This window comes from Acinetobacter sp. CIP 102637, assembly GCF_000368425.1.
GTDB classification, from domain to species: Bacteria; Pseudomonadota; Gammaproteobacteria; order Pseudomonadales; family Moraxellaceae; genus Acinetobacter; species Acinetobacter parvus.
The window spans coordinates 659,832-675,989 of the sequence record NZ_KB849435.1; the positions used below are offsets into that span (position 1 = coordinate 659,832).

A 16,158-nucleotide genomic window follows, 5' to 3' on the forward strand; every position below is an offset into this window, starting at 1 on the left:
CCATTACAATTAATGATAGATTGAGTTTGTTATGACTAATATCACTCTTGCTCCTGTACAGCCTGATCAACCAACACACCTTATGGCAACTTATGGTCGCCAGGCGATCAGCTTTGTACGAGGACGAGGGGCGTATCTATATACGGCGGATGGGACAGAATATTTAGATGCCTTGACTGGGATTGCCGTATGTGGATTGGGTCATGCTCATCCTGTGATAGCGGAAGCGATTGCTGAACAGGCCGCAACCTTGATTCATACCAGTAACTTATTTGAAATTCCTTGGCAAACCGCCGCTGCCCAGAAATTGGCTGAAGTTTCTGGAATGGAAGAGATCTTTTTCTCCAATAGCGGTGCTGAGTCAAATGAAGGCGCAATTAAAATTGCCCGTAAATTTGGTGCGCAACAAGGGATTGTCAATCCAAAAATTTTGGTTGCTGAACAGTCTTTCCATGGTCGTACCTTGGCAACCTTGTCTGCGACAGGCAATAAAAAGGTTCAGGAGGGCTTTGCGCCGTTAGTTCAGGGCTTTATCCGTGTGCCATTTGGGGATGTGGAAGCGATTCAGGAAGCGGCAATCCATCATCCTGATATTGTTGCAATCCTGATTGAACCCATTCAGGGTGAGGGTGGAGTCAATACTGCACCACAAGGCTTTAGCTATCTGGAAGAAGTCCGTGCTTTATGTAACCAGCATAACTGGTTGATGATGCTGGATGAAATCCAGACTGGAAATGGGCGTACAGGTAAATACTTTGCCTATCAACATACTAGTATTGTTCCTGATGTGATGACTACAGCCAAAGGTTTGGGCAATGGTTTCCCAATTGGGGCGGTGATGACCCAGGGTAAAGCGGTCGGTTTACTGGGTGCAGGCAGCCACGGTTCAACCTATGGTGGCACAGTGTTGGGCTCGCGAGTGGTATATACAGTACTGGATACACTTGAAAAAGAAAATGCGGTTGCAAATGCTGCTACTATCGGTGCCTATATCGTGGATCAACTCAAAGCGCAATTGGCTGGTTACAATGTACAGGTGCGTGGTTTTGGTATGATGATTGGTATTCAACTACCAAAAGACTGTGCTGAACTGGTTGCGATTGCCCGTGATCAATATAAATTGATTATCAATGTCACGGCTGGTTCCGTGGTTCGTTTGTTACCGCCACTCAACATGACTCAAGCTCAGGCAGATGAGTTGTTGCAACGTCTTGTTCCTGCAATCCAGAACTTTCTAAAAGCATAGTTCTAGGTTGTTAAAAATAAAAAAACAGGGCAGTGAATTGCCCTGTTTTTTATGGCTAAATAATTAACCAGAGATATATTGTTGAAGTTGTTCAATCAGAATGCGTTGATCTTCCATTGCTGCTTTAACCAAGTCACCAATTGAGATAAAACCCACCAGCTTTTCTTGATCCAGTACAGGTAAATGACGTAAATGGCGATCAGTCATGAGCTGTAGACATTCCTCTACCGTATGGTTCAAGCCGACTGAAATGACCTTGGATGTCATAATGTCTGAGACTAGAGTGCTTTCTGATGTACGTTCCATCAAGGCGATTTTACGGGTATAGTCACGTTCAGAGAAAATTCCAACCACTTTTTCATCTTCTGCAACCACCAGTGCCCCGACACCTTTGTCTGCCATAATTTTAATTGCTTCAAGTACAGTCGCATTTGGTGAGATTGTAAAAATTGATTGTACTGCTTTATTCTTGATGACTTGAGCAACGATTGTCATTGTTTATCCACCTGTGTTGTATTGTCATTTTCATTTAACTTAACGGTATTTGTTTTAATTGCAAAGTGCTAATTGAGCCACAATGATAACTTTTTCTCATGAATGTTTAAAAAGTCATCATTGTAACAATGGAAACTTTAGGCAGTCGCTACAGATTGATGCTGCATAAAAAAGAAATGCTGCATTTGCTGTGTTGAAAGCTTGAATTTGCGATGTGACGAGTTAAATAAAGCAGGCTCAACTTGTAGACGGGTTAGGGTTGGCAATAAAGATTCATGAAAATCTTTTGGTGTAATTTTTCGTGGTGTGTAATTTTTCCAATGCGCCTTGGCATAACGATGTGCCTGAACACCGTTCAGCCAGAAAGGAAAGACATGACCGTCGTGATCAGATTTGATTGCCCAGCCTTGATGATATAAACCCCAAAGAACACCGCAATACATTATTGTTTTTAGAATTGAAATCTTAATCATCAACTCACGTGATACTGGTTGAAAGTGGTTAAACCGATACATATTATTAAACTGATCTTATTTAAACTTATGTTTTATTATAAGAAATTTAGATGTCATTTATGTTTAAACAATTCATCTAAATCGTAAGCAAATATTGTATGTATTAAGAAAATGCAAAATAAAGTGATTGATACTTTGATGCGATTAACACTTTGACCTGTGTAAGATAAATGGAATGTGCAGTGAAGAACGGTGATATAGGATAAAAAGATAGGAACGGATTTTGCGCAGGCATTAAAAAACGCCACCTGAGCAGATCAAAGCGATTAAAGCTTTGATGTAGCGCAAGGACGTTTCTTTATGCTTGTAGGGTTGCCATCTTCTGCCAATACTGTGCTTTCAATGAGTCACGTTCGACTCGGAAGCCTTGATAATACAATTCTGCCAAAAATAATGCCGCTTTGCCGTGACCTGCTTTCGCTACTTCTTCAAGCTCTTTCACTGCATCTAGAAAGTTTTTTTGTGATTGAATTGTATTTACCGCATTAGCATATACATGCTCTAGTTCATGGTGTGTAAAGTGTTGAATCATATAATAACTCCTTATTTTAATTATGATTACCGCAAATTCTATTCAAAGAAACTTTACTTTGAATTTAAGCTACTTTAACTTTAAATTGTTAAATTATTATGACAAAATTGATTGAATTGTCAAATATATTGCGTGTCATTTCGTAAATAAAAGCTTACACGATTAAACATTTGTCGAAAATAATTTTAAGTAAAATCAAAGTGAGAATAAGAGAAAAGGAGAACAATATGTCAAATGTAATTGATGGTGTAAGCATTGATGTTCCACCATTAGAGAGCCAGATTATTACTTTGGCTCATCATCATCGTAAATTACTGGATGAAGCCATTTTCCATCAGGAAATTCATCTCGGTGATTATTGCTTGGCCCAGCGCAAGCGTGTCTACGATTTTGCCAGCCATTTAAGCCCTGAACAAAAGGACCGCTTTTTTAAGATTTATGACGGCGAGCTAAAAAATATTGCCGATGATGATGAATTGCACCCAGCCGATGCAGAGAGTGGTGTAGGGATGTTTGCAATTTTTATTACCTTGGTGATCATCGCTTTTATTTTATATTTCGCTTTTGTCCGTACCTTGGTTAATTATTGATAAAGTTTCTGGACGTTCAATAAGTTGTTTCATTGTGACTTATTGAACGTTAGGCTTGTCCTTAATGAACCAGACACATACACTACTTCATAGCTTTGAGGTAAGTTATGTTGTCTTTATTTTCTAAACATCAGGTTTTAAAGTCTCGGTTTGGGACAAAAGTCGATCAATTTTGTAATATTCTGGTCGCGATAATACTTTTTTCAATTTTTATCGTTGCCTATAATGCCTTACAACTCCCTGTCAATATAATGCAATATCAACAGGTGATTTATTTTTCACAACAAGCCAGCCATCCCAGAACACAGCATATGGCGATAGCTGTTTTAAGACATTCCAGTATTCGCCGCGTAGACTACCTAAAGCTTTTGAATGCCTATCAATTTGAATCAAACCGTATTAAACAATATCCAGCAATGAAACAAGAGGATGAGTAAGTTTTAATCGACTCATTTTCATTTATAAATGAATGGTTTGGCTCAGTCGGGAAAAAGAAAACAATTTGTGCTAGACTATCAATCTTTTTAAAAAGCTGCTTTATTCTCAAGGAATCGACATGCAACAGCAATCGAATGTGCAAAATAAATTCTTGATAGATGCTGACATCGGTGATGATGATGTCACATTGCCGAGTTTACCTGCTGTCGATATTCCCATTATTGAACCAGTTGTAAAAACCACAGTTGCAACATCTGCACCCACGCCTGTAGAACAACCATCAACGCCAGTCTTTGAGCAGGATGACACAAAATCTGCTGGTTTCTTTGGTCGTATGAAAGATGGCCTGACCAAAACCCGCCGTAGCTTTACTGATGGTATGGTCAATATCCTGATCGGCGGTAAAGAAATTGATGATGAACTGCTGGAAGAGGTCGAAGAGCAGTTACTGGTTGCAGACATTGGTGTTGATGCGACCAAAACCATTATCGCCAATTTGACTGAAAGAACCGCACGTGGTGACCTGATTTATTCACATGCATTGTATAAAGCACTACAGGAAGAACTGGTTGCCTTACTTGCGCCACGCGTAAAGCCCTTACATATTGACCCGAATAAATCGCCTTATGTGATTTTGATGGTGGGTGTCAACGGTGTGGGTAAAACCACGACCATTGGTAAACTTGCCAAGCGTTTGCAGGGTGAGGGCAAGAAAGTCATGCTCGCCGCAGGTGATACGTTCCGTGCAGCAGCGACTGAGCAATTACAGATCTGGGGTGAGCGTAATGACATTCCTGTAGTGGCTCAAGGACATGGTGCTGACAGTGCTTCAGTAATTTTTGATGCATTTGAAAGTGCGCGTGCCAAAGGCATTGATGTACTGATTGCCGACACCGCAGGGCGTTTACAAAATAAGGCCAACCTCATGGAAGAGCTGAAAAAAGTTAAACGTGTTATGCAGAAGATTGACGCAACTGCACCACATGAGATCATGCTGATTGTAGATGCAGGTACAGGTCAAAATGCCATTAATCAGGTTCAACTCTTTGACGAAGCAGTGGGTTTAACTGGTATTACCATTACTAAGCTGGATGGTACAGCCAAAGGTGGTGTGTTATTCAATATCGCAAGCCGTACTCATGTGCCAATTCGCTATATTGGTGTGGGTGAGAAGATTGATGACTTACGTCCTTTCTCGGCTAAGTCTTTCGTTGCAGCGTTGTTTGAGACGGATAAATAGAGAATGTTTGGTCTTTATCATGCATAAAAAACATCCAGCTCTAAGCTGGATGTTTTTTGATTGGGTATTGATTAGATTTTGCAGCTTTTGCTCTTTTGATAGATTTTGATATTTTCTAAATCAGCTTCGTGTTTTTTGTAAGCTTTGAGCAATGCATCAGAATTCATGGTTTGTAGTTGAGCTTCTGATTGAGTTGTTGAAAGGTTATTGCCCAGCGTACTTAATGTGCTTGCAGAACTGCTGCCTTTTTGCGCCATAATATTTCCAGCAATCGATAATAAACCACCGAGTGCTTTTGCGTTACCTCTACTTGCTGCTTCTTGTTGTGCCTGAGTTTGTAAATTGTCAAACTGTTCAGCTTGAGTTTGCAAGCTCTTGATTTCACGTTGTGCTGTGGCTGAAGATACTGCAAGTGCAGCGCAGTCCATCGCACCCAATTGCGCAACTGAATAAGGTGTTGTATCAACGTAGGCTGTTGCTGGTGCAGCTTGTTGTTTTTGTGCTGTTGCCATATTGGCAGCCTGATTTAATGCCGCACCTGTATCACCACTTTGCACTGCTTGAGCAATTTTTAAGGCATTATCTAAAAAACCTGCTTGTGTTGTTAAAGATACAGATAAAAGTGCGACTGTGGCTAAGCTTAAAGATAAGCGTTTCATTTTCCATTACCCCGTACAGATTAAAACAATTTTTATACATGAGTGTAGTTTAGTCATATAGTCAAATCATTATAAAACCAATACAATGGTGCAATGAGTTATTCAGAACATTTTAGACGTAAAATTTTAGCTAAGCTTGAGGAAGGTTATTCTATTCGAGCGGTAGCTGCACAATTTGAAATTAATAAAAATACCATTGTTGAATGGAAGAAACGTATATAGTCAAATCATTATAAAACCAATACAATGGTGCAATGAGTTATTCAGAACATTTTAGACGTAAAATTTTAGCTAAGCTTGAGGAAGGTTATTCTATTCGAGCGGTAGCTGCACAATTTGAAATTAATAAAAATACCATTGTTGAATGGAAGAAACGTATATAGTCAAATCATTATAAAACCAATACAACTCAGTCGATGAGTTATTTCGAGTTTTTTTCGAATCCTGTATGAATAATAAAGTAGTTTGACTATAATTTCCTAAAATTGTCTAGCCCTGAAATTGGGGGGGAGTAAAATTAGTGCAAATATTTTAATAATATAAATTTGATCTCTGTACACGACAAATTGTACAGAACCCTTATCCTATCAGGCTTGTGCTTTCTTAAAATTGCCAAAATTTCCTTAAACTCTTCTTTTTTCCCAAAACCAATTAAACGCTGAATCGCCATTTGAACATAGTCTAAACCATAGCGAAATAAACTCATTGAGAGTCGTCCATGCTTCTTTATTTTTATCGCTTTTTTTTGATCATGTTGCCATTCACCCGTTAAGTAACACCAACAGAAGCTTATAGCTAACACCGCAATCAATTTTTTCACTCGTCCAGGGTCTGTCAAGCGCGTATTTTCAAGATTAAACCCGCGTCCCTTGAAACAATTGAATAAGGTTTCAATTTCCTAGCGTAATGCATAATCCTGAATAGCATTACCATTAAACTGAGGAGAAACGACGAGTAAAAGCTCTCCATTTTCTAACTGTAGTGCACTTATATATAGTTTCACCCGACCAACCAAAATCCGTCGTTTACGACATTCAATTTGACCAACCTGAAGATGGCGAAATAAATCACTAATTTTATGATTCTTTCCTAAATGATTGGTGACAATGAAGTTTTTTTAACACGAATGCAGAAGTTGATGTCTTATTCAATTAACCATATAAACCACTGCTCACCGATAAACTCTCTGTCTGCGAACACATTCACAATACGGTCTTTACCAAAAATGGATATAAAGCGTTGAATCAAGGTAATACGCTCTTTCGTATCTGAATTTCCACGTTTATTAAGCAATGTCCAAAGGATAGGTATCGCTATTCCACGATAAACGATCGCGAGCATCAGGATATTAATATTTCGTTTTCCCCATTTCCAATTGGTTCTATCTAAATTCAGTTGCACTTTGTCGAATAAAATACAGATTCGTCGAAAATTTAGTTTTAAGTAGCTCTCTGTAATCAGCCATCTTTTTACTTCTATGAATCGAGGCATTATCAACAATAAGAACCAATGGAAGGTTATACGTCTGTTTTACTTGTTGAGCTATTCCAGTTAAATAGGCATAAAACCAAGTGCTTGTCACTGACTCTTGTAAACAACTTGTCACCAGTTTCCCCGTTGAAAGCAAACACCCCATGACATTAACTCGTTTTAATCTTATTACATCAACCGCAGGAACATCACCTATCTTTGTCCACGCATAGCGGTTATCAGGTTTAGATGAAAACCCTGTTTCATCAACATAACCTAATATAATTTCACCACGTGCCGCTTGCTCTCGTAATTCTTTAATCTGCTGTGTTGCTTGTTCAAATGCAATCGGATCTCTTTTTTTTCAAGCTATGACGGGTACGCTTGAAGACCCTACCTGAATCACGTAAAAACTTACGAATGGTTTCAACAGACACGGACACTTCGTATTCTTCATGTAGTTTGACTCGGATTTGTTCTGCATTGAGTGGACTTGTATTGACCCAATCTAGGATTTTCGCCTGATAGTCTGAGATCAATGTATTGGGCCGACCTGAGCGATGACCTTCTTTAATCGATTCAAACTCATAAAATTCCCAACGTCGGCGTTGTAGCGTTATGGTTTCTGGGATACGTTCTTGTAGAGTGGCAACTTCCGCAACACTTTTACCTTCGGAAAGCCAGAGAATAGTTTGGGCGCGCTGTCTTTCACGCCAATCTTTTGCATGTTTGGCCAGAAAAAATGAGTCGTTCTCGCTGTTCTACACTAAGTGGTACAGAAACAATTCGAGGCATGTGTGAACATCTGTTAACTAAAAAAAACCTTTTCGCACGATTAGTTGTTTTTGTCAACTTATAACATCATTTGGGGAGCAATATATCACTTATAGGTGTTATTCAAATTTTCTGGTCCACCTCTTTTATTTCAATCACTTAAAAAGTTGAAATTGGGGTAATTAATAGCATTTTTCTAGCATTCTAACGTCGTCTACTGCTCGAACGACTTCTTCCTCGCGCCATTCCACCTAAAGCATTCAATACTGCCATTTTGCTCATATTTCCTGAAGCATGAGCATGACAAATGGCGGCAGCAAGCGCATCGGCGGCGTCTGCTTGTGGTTGAATGCTAAGATTGAGTAATTTCATTACCATCATTTGCACTTGTTCTTTTTCAGCAGCCCCATAGCCCACTACAGACTGCTTGATTTGACGTGCTGTATATTCCGCTACATTTAAATCCAAATTCACCAATGCTGCAATCGCAGCGCCACGTGCTTGACCAAGTTTTAAGGCAGAGTCAGGGTTTTGTGCCATAAATACTTGTTCGACCGCAGCTTCAGTTGGACCGTGAAACTTAACAATCCGCTCAACACCCGCAAAAATGCGTTTTAAACGCTCAGGCATTGCTTGTGTTTCGGTACGAATGGTTCCTGCATCAACAAAACGCAATTTGTTACCATCTTTTTCGATAATTCCATAACCTGTTAAACGTGAACCAGGATCAATACCAATAATGAACGACATGAGGCACTAAAGAAATTAACAAACTTCCAATATTGTTACATAATAGTTTTTTTACTGCATAATATTTTTGTAGTATTTTGAATTATATAGGATGGCGAATTCAAACATGAGGTGCGACAGTTTTAAAAGCCTTATGATAATCAACAAGCTGAGCAAATTTCCTAATGGTGTGAGCCAATCTAACGCTTTTCTAGGACGAGTATTCAGTGACATGGCAACTTGATTTAAATAATGCTGATCTGCCTGATTTAAATCAATCCCTTTAGGTAAATATTGCCTAATTAAACCATTCATATTTTCGCATGTGCCTTTTTGCCAGGGTGAATGTGGGTCACAGAAATATACATCTATGCCTAAATCTTCTTCGAGTATTTTATGTTCTGCCATCTCACCTCCACGGTCAATTGAAAATCAACTGAGATATTTGACGATAATCAAAATACTGACCTGCAAAGAAGCGCTGCATACGTCGATAAAATGATTGTGGTAAGCACTGGATGGGGAAGGCTTTAGATGCAGAAGAAAGATTGCATGTTTGCTTTAAAATGATCACAAGCATGATGAGCGCAAAGCACTTTAAATGTGACTTGTTCCATTTTAGAGATTTATTTAAGATAAGATATAACTCGTTGAGATGTGTCATAGTATTTGTCGTTAGAAGACAATTATTATGACATTATTTGAATGAGTTATCTATTTTTGTCGTGTACAAAGGAAAAAGGGACTAAATCCAAAGACCTAGCCCCTTATTGATTAGGGTGGCAATTATTTTTCAATAATTGCTGTTACACCTTGACCGCCAGCAGCACAAATCGAAACTAAGATACGACCTGAACCTTTTTGGTTTAAGATTTTCGCAGCAGTGGCGATGATGCGACCACCAGTTGCAGCGAATGGGTGACCCGCAGCTAAAGAAGAACCTTTAACGTTTAATTTGCTACGATCAATTGAACCTAAAGGTGCATCTAAGCCTAAACGCTCTTTACAGAATTTCTCATCTTCCCAAGCTTTCAAAGTAGAAAGTACTTGTGATGCAAACGCTTCGTGGATTTCGTAATAGTCGAAATCTTGAAGTTTAAGACCAGCACGCTCAAGCATACGTGGAACTGCATAAGCAGGAGCCATCAATAAGCCTTCTTTCTTGCCAACAAAATCAACTGCAGCAGTTTCAGTGAACGTCAAGTAAGCAAGAACTTCATGACCATTTGCTTTAGCCCACTCTTCAGAAGCTAAAAGTACGCATGAAGCACCGTCAGTAAGTGGAGTAGAGTTACCCGCTGTCATTGTTGCAGCTTCGCCTTTGCCAAATACTGGTTTTAATTTTGCTAATTTCTCAGCAGTTGAGTCAGCACGTAAGTTGTTGTCGCGGCTTAAACCTAAGAATGGCGTGATTAAGTCATCGAAGAAACCTTCTTCGTATGCCTTTGCCATTTTTTGATGAGAAGAAGCTGCTAAAGCGTCTTGATCTTCACGAGCGATACCCCATTCAAGGGCAGTAATTGCTTGGTGATCACCCATAGATAAACCAGTGCGTGGTTCACCATTTTTAGGTGCGTCCATCAAATCTTTAACATTGATTTTAGATAAAGCTTTTAAACGATCTTTACCTGTTTTAGCAATGTTCAACTCAAGCAAAGCTTTACGTAAACCATCACCTAAAGCGATCGGTGCATCAGAAGTTGTATCTACACCACCTGCAATACCCACTTCGATTTGACCCAAAGCGATTTTGTTTGCAACAAGGAAAGCTGCCTGTAAACCAGTACCACATGCTTGCTGAATGTCATAAGCTGGAGTTTCTGGTGCAAGCTGAGTGTTTAAAACACACTCACGAGTCATGTTGAAGTCACGGCTGTGTTTTAATACCGCACCTGCAACCACTTCACCTAAACGTTGACCTTGTAGGTTAAAACGCTCAACTAAGCCGTTTAATGTCGCGGTGAACATATCCATGTTTGAGGCAGTGAAATATGCGCCGTTTGAACGTGCGAAAGGAATACGGTTACCGCCAATAATGGCAACACGGCGAACAGTGTTTTGGCTCATGCTTTTATCCTGTTGAACAGAAGGTTTGGTTGTTTTAGCTGGTGCTACTTTTGTAGATGTAGAAGAAGCAGTGCTTTTTGTACTACGACTGGTAGAACGAGGACGAGTCGTTTTAGTTGCCGTACTTGCTGCTTTAGGAGTTGCGTCAGCACTTTTACTTGGAGCAGAAGTTGCTTTTGATGTATTTGACACAGTCTCTTGAGCAGAATTCTCGACTGCTGGATTTTCTTGAGTTGTTTTGCTCATAAGGCTTTTCCAAGCATAATTGCGATATTCTTGCTATAACCATAGCATATTTCCAATACTGCTGTATTGACTAGAATGACGATTTAGACCACATTCAGGTCAAGACATCCAGACATGAAGTCAAGTATGATTTATTGCGAGTCAATCAAACATTGGTTTCATGTTATTTTGCTGACATGGTTTAGATGTTTGTAAAAAATTCATTTGTATGAGAGATAATAATCATGACCGATCAATACCAAGCATTTACACAATCACCTTTGGGTAAATTTGTTGTAAAAAATTTAGGTTTACCGTCACCAGTTAGCTTAGATCGTTTTGAAAGTGGCCAACCTGTTGTAAATGGTGCCGTATTGCTTGGCGCAGCACCTTCAAGCACTATTTCCGCTTCTATTGCACAGGTTCTTAGTAATATCCATGCAGATAGCTACGTAGGCAATAACGTTGAATTACAGCAAACTGCTGCAAAAGTAGGTTTAAACCTTCGTCCTTTGAATGCAGATGATAAAGAATCTAAGTTTAAAGCAGTCGTATTCGACGCTTCTGGTATCCAAAATTCAGAACAATTAAAAGAGTTGTACAACTTCTTTAATCCAATCGCGCGTCAAATCTCAACTTCTGGCCGTGTAATCGTCATTGGTACAACGCCTGAAACAGCGAAAACTGTAAAACAAGCCATTGCTCAACGTGCGCTTGAAGGTTTTATCAAGTCAGTAGGTAAAGAATTCAAAAAGGGTATCACTGCTCAAGTGGTTTATGTAGATCAAGGTGCTGAAGCAAACTTGGAATCTACTTTACGTTTCTTAATTTCACCACGCTCTGCTTATGTATCTGGTCAAGTGATCCGTATTTCTAAAGCAGAAATAGTGAAATTAGATTGGGCTAAGCCACTTGCGGGTAAAACTGCACTCGTAACGGGTGCAAGCCGTGGTATTGGTGAAGCAATTGCACAAGTATTGGCACGTGATGGCGCACATGTGATTTGCTTAGATGTTCCTCAACAACAAGCTGATCTTGAGCGTGTTGCGGGTTCAATTGGCGGTTCAGTATTGGCAATCGATATTACTGCTGCTGACGCTGGCGAGAAAATTAAAACTGCTGCGGCTAAACTAGGCGGTTTGGATGTCATCGTTCACAATGCAGGTATTACTCGTGACAAAACTTTGGCAAACATGAAGCCAGAGCTTTGGGATCTAGTCATCAACATTAACTTGTCTGCAATTGAACGTGTTAACGATTACTTACTTTCTAATGATGGTTTAAATGCAAATGGTCGTATCGTTTGTGTATCATCAATCAGCGGTATCGCGGGTAACTTGGGTCAAACCAACTATGCAGTGTCTAAAGCAGGCGTAATTGGTTTGGTTAAATTTACTGCACCAACATTGAAGAATGGTATTACGATCAACGCGGTTGCACCAGGCTTCATTGAAACTCAAATGACTGCTGCGATTCCATTTGCGATTCGTGAAGCAGGTCGCCGTATGAACTCAATGAACCAAGGTGGTTTACCTGTAGATGTTGCTGAAGCAATTGCTTGGTATGCTTCTACCGGTTCAACAGGTGTGACAGGCAACGTTGTTCGCGTATGCGGTCAAAGCTTGTTGGGCGCTTAAGCGTTAAAAGTTTTGAAGAGGGGTGCTTGTGCATCCCTTTTTTATAAAAATATAGAAAGGTTCATTATGAATACACGCCATTTTAGTCAATTGCCAAAGCCTTACTTAGCTTATCCAAAAGTTATTCAAGGTTTAATTTTTAAAAAGCCAAAAGGCGAAAAAGCATTACCACAAGTGGAATATGTGGTAGATACGCTTAACATTGATTCAAAACATTTAGAAAGCTATAACGAAATTTGTGGTTTTAAAAATGATGGTTTTGTACCAGCAATTTATCTAGCAGTACTGTCGCAAAGTCTGCAAATGCACATGATGACAAGTGAAGCATTTCCATTTGCGATTTTAGGATTGGTGCATATTCGTAACCAAATCAAGCAAACTTGTAAAATCGGTGTGAATGAGCAAATTACGTTGTCATGTAAATTTGGCGAACTTCAGCCACATGATAAAGGCTTACAATTCGATTTCATTACAACTGCCAAAGTGGGTGGTGAAGTGGTGATGGAAAGTTTAACGACTTATTTATCACGTCAAAAAACTGAGAAAAAAGCTTCTGAAAAATCGAAAGAATCTAAAGAGCCTGCATATCAACCAAAAGCTGAATGGAATATTTCTGAGAATATTGGTCGCCGCTATGCATTGATTTCAGGTGATTTTAACTTGATTCATATTCATGCAGTCACAGCTAAAGCATTTGGTTTTAAACAAGCGATTGCTCATGGCATGTGGAGTAAGGCAAAAGCTTTGGCGAGTATTGAGTTACCCGCTGCTTATGAAGCAGATGTTTGGTTTAAATTGCCGATGTATTTACCATCAACTGTTGAGTTTTTAACAGCTGCCGAATCAAAACAAACTGACTTCTTGATTCGTAACGTTAAATCTAAAAAGCCACATGTTGCGGGAACAGTGAAAGCACTTTAATACTGAATAGTATTGTTGAGTCAGCCCTTTTGTTCGCAAGAGGGTTATTCTAAAAAATATAAATGTCATAAGGATATGTGCATTGATTAAAGAGATTTTATTTGCCGATACGCATAACTATCATGGCAAGGTTGATCATCGTTTTATTGACTTAGCAACCCAATTCAGTCGTTTGCAAGATGCGAGAAGCCATCAAGGTGGCGCTGCATTGGTGGTATATTTCCAAGGTCAGAAAGTTGTTGATATTTTTACTGGTAAAAAATCTCAAGAACAAGATTGGCAATCTGATACTTTGGCAATGTGTTATTCGACAGGCAAAGGAATTTTAGCAACGCTTGCACATATTTTAGTAAGTGAAGGCTTACTGGATTATGATCAGCCTATTGCACATTATTGGCCTGAGTTTTCCCAAAATGGTAAAGCCAATATTACATTACGTCATGTTTTATCGCATCAAAGTGGTTTATTTGATATTCGCAATACGATTGAGACAGCAACAGAAATGTTGGATTGGTCGCATATGTTAGAGCTAATGGCGGCGGCTGCTCCACGTTTTGCAGCAGGACAAAGTTTTGCTTATCAACCGCTGACTTATGGTTGGCTCATAGGTGGGGTCATTGAAAAAGCGGCGAAACAGCCTTTAAGTTGGTTAATGCAACGTTATTTGGTGCAACCGCTTGGGTTGGATGGCGCATATTTTGGCGTGCCTGCTTCTGAGCTGGATCGGGTTGCTCGTTTGCTGGAAAAACCTAAAAAATCATCTGCACCAAAGCCACAAGTTAAAAAAACTGATCAACCACGTAAAGTATCATTATCAGAAAAATTACTAGAACTTTCTGGGCAAAGTCCTCAAGATTTTCAGGATGCCATGATTCCAAAAGGCATGCGTAATTTTAGCTTTTATAGCGATGCTGGTTTACAAGCCGTCATTCCAGCGGCAAATGGTGTCTTTACCGCAGATAGTCTGGCTAAAGTTTATGCCATGCTTGCTAATCAAGGGCAGTGGAATGGTCAACAATTGATTCGTCCAGAAGTATTTAAGCAACTGAGTACAGTACAAAGCAAAGCACGTGATCGGGTGATGCCAATTCCAATGCATTGGCGTTTGGGTTATCACCGTATTTTAACGATGGGTAAGCGTTCACCACATGGCTTTGGACATATGGGCTTTAATGGTTCAGGTGCGTGGTGTGATCCTGACCGTGAATTGAGTTTTGCTTATATCCATAATTTTAACGTGACCTCCGCAACAGGGGATTATCGTCTGTGGGGACTGAGTCAGGAAGCCTTGCGCTGTACAGATTCAATTTTAAAGGGATGGAAAGGATGGTTTTAACAAAATTCCCCCATTCAATAAAAGGGTGAATGGGGGAGATTTTTTAACTAAGATTGAATTCATCTAATAAATTTTTCTGATTCAGTGCTTGGTAAATAAGTTCTGCATATTGCGTGATACGTTGACATAATTCGCCTGATTCAATCATTGACCAAACATGGGTATGTGTCTGCCAATCCCATATATCTTTTTGATCAATATATGCCGCCCACCATTCACTTTGTTTAACTTTTTCATGGGGGAAGAGTTCTGATATGGCTGAATGAATTTGATGGAATAGTTCAGGGGCAGCTAGATTTCCCTCTCGTTTAGCGATTCCTATAAAAAATCCTCGATAGTTATAATAATTAAATTCTATTCTAAAACATAGCTTATGTTTTTGTGTGTAAAAAATATTTAATCCAGCCCAGTGATCACGAGAAATACGGTCAGTAATATACCAGCCTTTCTGATGGGCAGCACTCTGTAGTTGTTGTTCAAGTTTATGAATCAAAGAGTCTTGTAATTGATCTTTGACTCCTAATAACTCAAATGTAGCTTGAATATGCTGAGGATCTTGCAAGATTATGTTTAAAATATGATTTTGTTCTGAAATATCATTCATTGATAAAAATTCCTTTTCAATATAATGTTTAAACTCTTTTATAAAATAAATCACTTTGTCATTTTGACATTCAGTTAAAGCTTGTTTTAGCCAGCTAATTAAGTCAGGGAAAGTAATATGGCTGAAATTTTTCTGGTCTAACCATGATTTTAAGATTTCAGGTTTGACACTATGTTCTGCTGGTTCATTACCATACCCAGATAAATAGACAAGATGCCAATTTTGAGGAAAAAGAAAGCTCATTTCATTAGCATAATCTTGTAATTGTTGATCACCATCCGCAGCAAATGGTTTATTTTCAATACAGATACCATAGCTTTGCTGAGCGATTTTAATATGGATATAAATATCCATTCTTCGACCATTTCTGATCGTCTTCTCTGTTTGTACAGTGATGTCTGCATGATCTAAATTAATATTTCTCCAATCATCAGGTAAATCCAATTGATGAAGAAATAGGGATAGAAATAGATGCCCCTGTGCATGATCACCACTTGGGTTTAATAAATCAGCAATGATTCTACTTAGCATCATTTCATCTGTATAAATATAATTAAATATTGAAAAATTTGGGGCAAGCTGTTTTTTATATTTTTGTCGTGCTAGTTCAAGCGCTTTTAATTCATAGGAAACTTGATTAAGTAGTTTAGATATATTGAGATTCATTTAATTTCCTTTAC

General features: G+C 39.0%; 14 protein-coding genes and 7 pseudogenes. 9 read left to right on the plus strand and 12 right to left on the minus strand.

Annotation, left to right across the window (positions count from 1 at the left end):
* Positions 1-31 precede the first annotated feature (31 nt).
* Positions 32-1,246, plus strand: a complete 1,215-nt coding sequence (locus F967_RS06150; protein ID WP_004798870.1) for an aspartate aminotransferase family protein — start codon at positions 32-34, stop codon at positions 1,244-1,246.
* 63 nt (positions 1,247-1,309) lie between these two features.
* On the opposite strand, the gene F967_RS06155 is transcribed toward F967_RS06150, so the two are convergent.
* From F967_RS06155 to F967_RS06165, 3 genes are all read right to left on the minus strand, one after another.
* Positions 1,310-1,741, minus strand: a complete 432-nt coding sequence (locus tag F967_RS06155; RefSeq protein ID WP_004758215.1) for a CBS domain-containing protein — start codon at positions 1,739-1,741, stop codon at positions 1,310-1,312.
* Positions 1,742-1,878: 137 nt separating this feature from the next.
* A complete protein-coding gene (locus F967_RS06160) occupies positions 1,879-2,256 on the minus strand; it encodes a DUF2750 domain-containing protein (protein ID WP_004677770.1) in 378 nt (125 codons plus the stop codon).
* A 298-nt stretch (positions 2,257-2,554) separates the two neighbouring features.
* Positions 2,555-2,788: an SEL1-like repeat protein gene (locus F967_RS06165; protein WP_004677767.1), complete on the minus strand. Its 234-nt coding sequence runs from the start codon at positions 2,786-2,788 to the stop codon at positions 2,555-2,557.
* A 227-nt stretch (positions 2,789-3,015) separates the two neighbouring features.
* Here F967_RS06165 and F967_RS06170 point away from each other — a divergent pair, with 227 nt between their 5' ends.
* The 3 genes from F967_RS06170 (at position 3,016) to ftsY (ending at position 5,056) form a co-directional block, all read left to right on the plus strand.
* Complete coding sequence (locus F967_RS06170; RefSeq protein WP_004758213.1) at positions 3,016-3,378, plus strand: hypothetical protein; 363 nt, start codon at positions 3,016-3,018, stop codon at positions 3,376-3,378.
* Positions 3,379-3,485: 107 nt separating this feature from the next.
* On the plus strand, positions 3,486-3,815 hold the full coding sequence (locus tag F967_RS06175) for a hypothetical protein (protein ID WP_004798872.1): 330 nt from the start codon (positions 3,486-3,488) through the stop codon (positions 3,813-3,815).
* Positions 3,816-3,934: 119 nt separating this feature from the next.
* Positions 3,935-5,056 (plus strand): signal recognition particle-docking protein FtsY, encoded by a 1,122-nt coding sequence (gene ftsY / locus F967_RS06180; protein WP_004680916.1) that lies wholly within the window; start codon positions 3,935-3,937, stop codon positions 5,054-5,056.
* A 71-nt stretch (positions 5,057-5,127) separates the two neighbouring features.
* Here ftsY and F967_RS06185 read toward each other — a convergent pair whose 3' ends face one another.
* Positions 5,128-5,715, minus strand: a complete 588-nt coding sequence (locus F967_RS06185; RefSeq protein ID WP_004759915.1) for a hypothetical protein — start codon at positions 5,713-5,715, stop codon at positions 5,128-5,130.
* A 93-nt stretch (positions 5,716-5,808) separates the two neighbouring features.
* Here F967_RS06185 and F967_RS06190 point away from each other — a divergent pair.
* Together F967_RS06190 and F967_RS06195 are read left to right on the plus strand one after the other, a co-directional pair.
* Positions 5,809-5,934 (plus strand): annotated as a pseudogene (locus tag F967_RS06190) (transposase); the annotation flags it as partial.
* A gap of 35 nt (positions 5,935-5,969) precedes the next feature.
* Positions 5,970-6,095, plus strand: a pseudogene (locus F967_RS06195) (transposase); the annotation flags it as partial.
* Between the two features lie 137 nt (positions 6,096-6,232).
* On the opposite strand, the pseudogene F967_RS13670 reads toward F967_RS06195, so the two are convergent.
* From F967_RS13670 to F967_RS06225, 7 genes and pseudogenes are all read right to left on the minus strand, one after another.
* A pseudogene (locus F967_RS13670) lies at positions 6,233-7,125 on the minus strand (IS4 family transposase); the annotation flags it as partial.
* A pseudogene (locus F967_RS13675) lies at positions 7,124-7,534 on the minus strand (transposase); the annotation flags it as partial. The pseudogenes F967_RS13670 and F967_RS13675, both read right to left, overlap by 2 nt.
* Positions 7,524-7,980, minus strand: a pseudogene (locus tag F967_RS13680) (helix-turn-helix domain-containing protein). The pseudogenes F967_RS13675 and F967_RS13680, both read right to left, overlap by 11 nt.
* A gap of 183 nt (positions 7,981-8,163) precedes the next feature.
* Positions 8,164-8,709: a crossover junction endodeoxyribonuclease RuvC gene (gene ruvC, locus F967_RS06210; RefSeq protein ID WP_004677756.1), complete on the minus strand. Its 546-nt coding sequence runs from the start codon at positions 8,707-8,709 to the stop codon at positions 8,164-8,166.
* Between the two features lie 100 nt (positions 8,710-8,809).
* Positions 8,810-9,111, minus strand: a pseudogene (locus F967_RS14150) (IS30 family transposase); the annotation flags it as partial.
* A 1-nt stretch (position 9,112) separates the two neighbouring features.
* Positions 9,113-9,352: pseudogene (locus tag F967_RS06220) on the minus strand (IS4 family transposase); the annotation flags it as partial.
* A 122-nt stretch (positions 9,353-9,474) separates the two neighbouring features.
* Complete coding sequence (locus F967_RS06225; RefSeq protein WP_004680908.1) at positions 9,475-11,001, minus strand: acetyl-CoA C-acetyltransferase; 1,527 nt, start codon at positions 10,999-11,001, stop codon at positions 9,475-9,477.
* Positions 11,002-11,225: 224 nt separating this feature from the next.
* Here F967_RS06225 and F967_RS06230 point away from each other — a divergent pair, with 224 nt between their 5' ends.
* The 3 genes from F967_RS06230 (at position 11,226) to F967_RS06240 (ending at position 14,874) form a co-directional block, all read left to right on the plus strand.
* Positions 11,226-12,617 carry a 3-oxoacyl-ACP reductase gene (locus F967_RS06230; protein WP_004680907.1) on the plus strand — a complete coding sequence of 464 codons (1,392 nt, stop codon included), beginning with the start codon at positions 11,226-11,228 and terminating at the stop codon, positions 12,615-12,617.
* 66 nt (positions 12,618-12,683) lie between these two features.
* Positions 12,684-13,538, plus strand: coding sequence for a MaoC family dehydratase (locus F967_RS06235; RefSeq protein WP_004798880.1), 855 nt, complete (start codon positions 12,684-12,686; stop codon positions 13,536-13,538).
* An 82-nt stretch (positions 13,539-13,620) separates the two neighbouring features.
* A complete protein-coding gene (locus tag F967_RS06240) occupies positions 13,621-14,874 on the plus strand; it encodes a serine hydrolase domain-containing protein (RefSeq protein ID WP_004798881.1) in 1,254 nt (417 codons plus the stop codon).
* 43 nt (positions 14,875-14,917) lie between these two features.
* Here the strand turns inward: F967_RS06240 and F967_RS06245 are convergent, their stop codons facing one another.
* Complete coding sequence (locus F967_RS06245) at positions 14,918-16,144, minus strand: PDDEXK-like family protein (RefSeq protein WP_004798883.1); 1,227 nt, start codon at positions 16,142-16,144, stop codon at positions 14,918-14,920.
* Positions 16,145-16,158: the final 14 nt, after the last annotated feature.

Coding starts and splice junctions, on each gene's coding strand:
- F967_RS06150 (WP_004798870.1), top strand. CDS start 32: ATGACTAATATCACTCTTGCTCCTGTACAGCCTGATCAACCAACACAC.
- F967_RS06155 (WP_004758215.1), bottom strand. CDS start 1,741: ATGACAATCGTTGCTCAAGTCATCAAGAATAAAGCAGTACAATCAATT.
- F967_RS06160 (WP_004677770.1), bottom strand. CDS start 2,256: ATGTATCGGTTTAACCACTTTCAACCAGTATCACGTGAGTTGATGATT.
- F967_RS06165 (WP_004677767.1), bottom strand. CDS start 2,788: ATGATTCAACACTTTACACACCATGAACTAGAGCATGTATATGCTAAT.
- F967_RS06170 (WP_004758213.1), top strand. CDS start 3,016: ATGTCAAATGTAATTGATGGTGTAAGCATTGATGTTCCACCATTAGAG.
- F967_RS06175 (WP_004798872.1), top strand. CDS start 3,486: ATGTTGTCTTTATTTTCTAAACATCAGGTTTTAAAGTCTCGGTTTGGG.
- ftsY (WP_004680916.1), top strand. CDS start 3,935: ATGCAACAGCAATCGAATGTGCAAAATAAATTCTTGATAGATGCTGAC.
- F967_RS06185 (WP_004759915.1), bottom strand. CDS start 5,715: ATGAAACGCTTATCTTTAAGCTTAGCCACAGTCGCACTTTTATCTGTA.
- ruvC (WP_004677756.1), bottom strand. CDS start 8,709: ATGTCGTTCATTATTGGTATTGATCCTGGTTCACGTTTAACAGGTTAT.
- F967_RS06225 (WP_004680908.1), bottom strand. CDS start 11,001: ATGAGCAAAACAACTCAAGAAAATCCAGCAGTCGAGAATTCTGCTCAA.
- F967_RS06230 (WP_004680907.1), top strand. CDS start 11,226: ATGACCGATCAATACCAAGCATTTACACAATCACCTTTGGGTAAATTT.
- F967_RS06235 (WP_004798880.1), top strand. CDS start 12,684: ATGAATACACGCCATTTTAGTCAATTGCCAAAGCCTTACTTAGCTTAT.
- F967_RS06245 (WP_004798883.1), bottom strand. CDS start 16,144: ATGAATCTCAATATATCTAAACTACTTAATCAAGTTTCCTATGAATTA.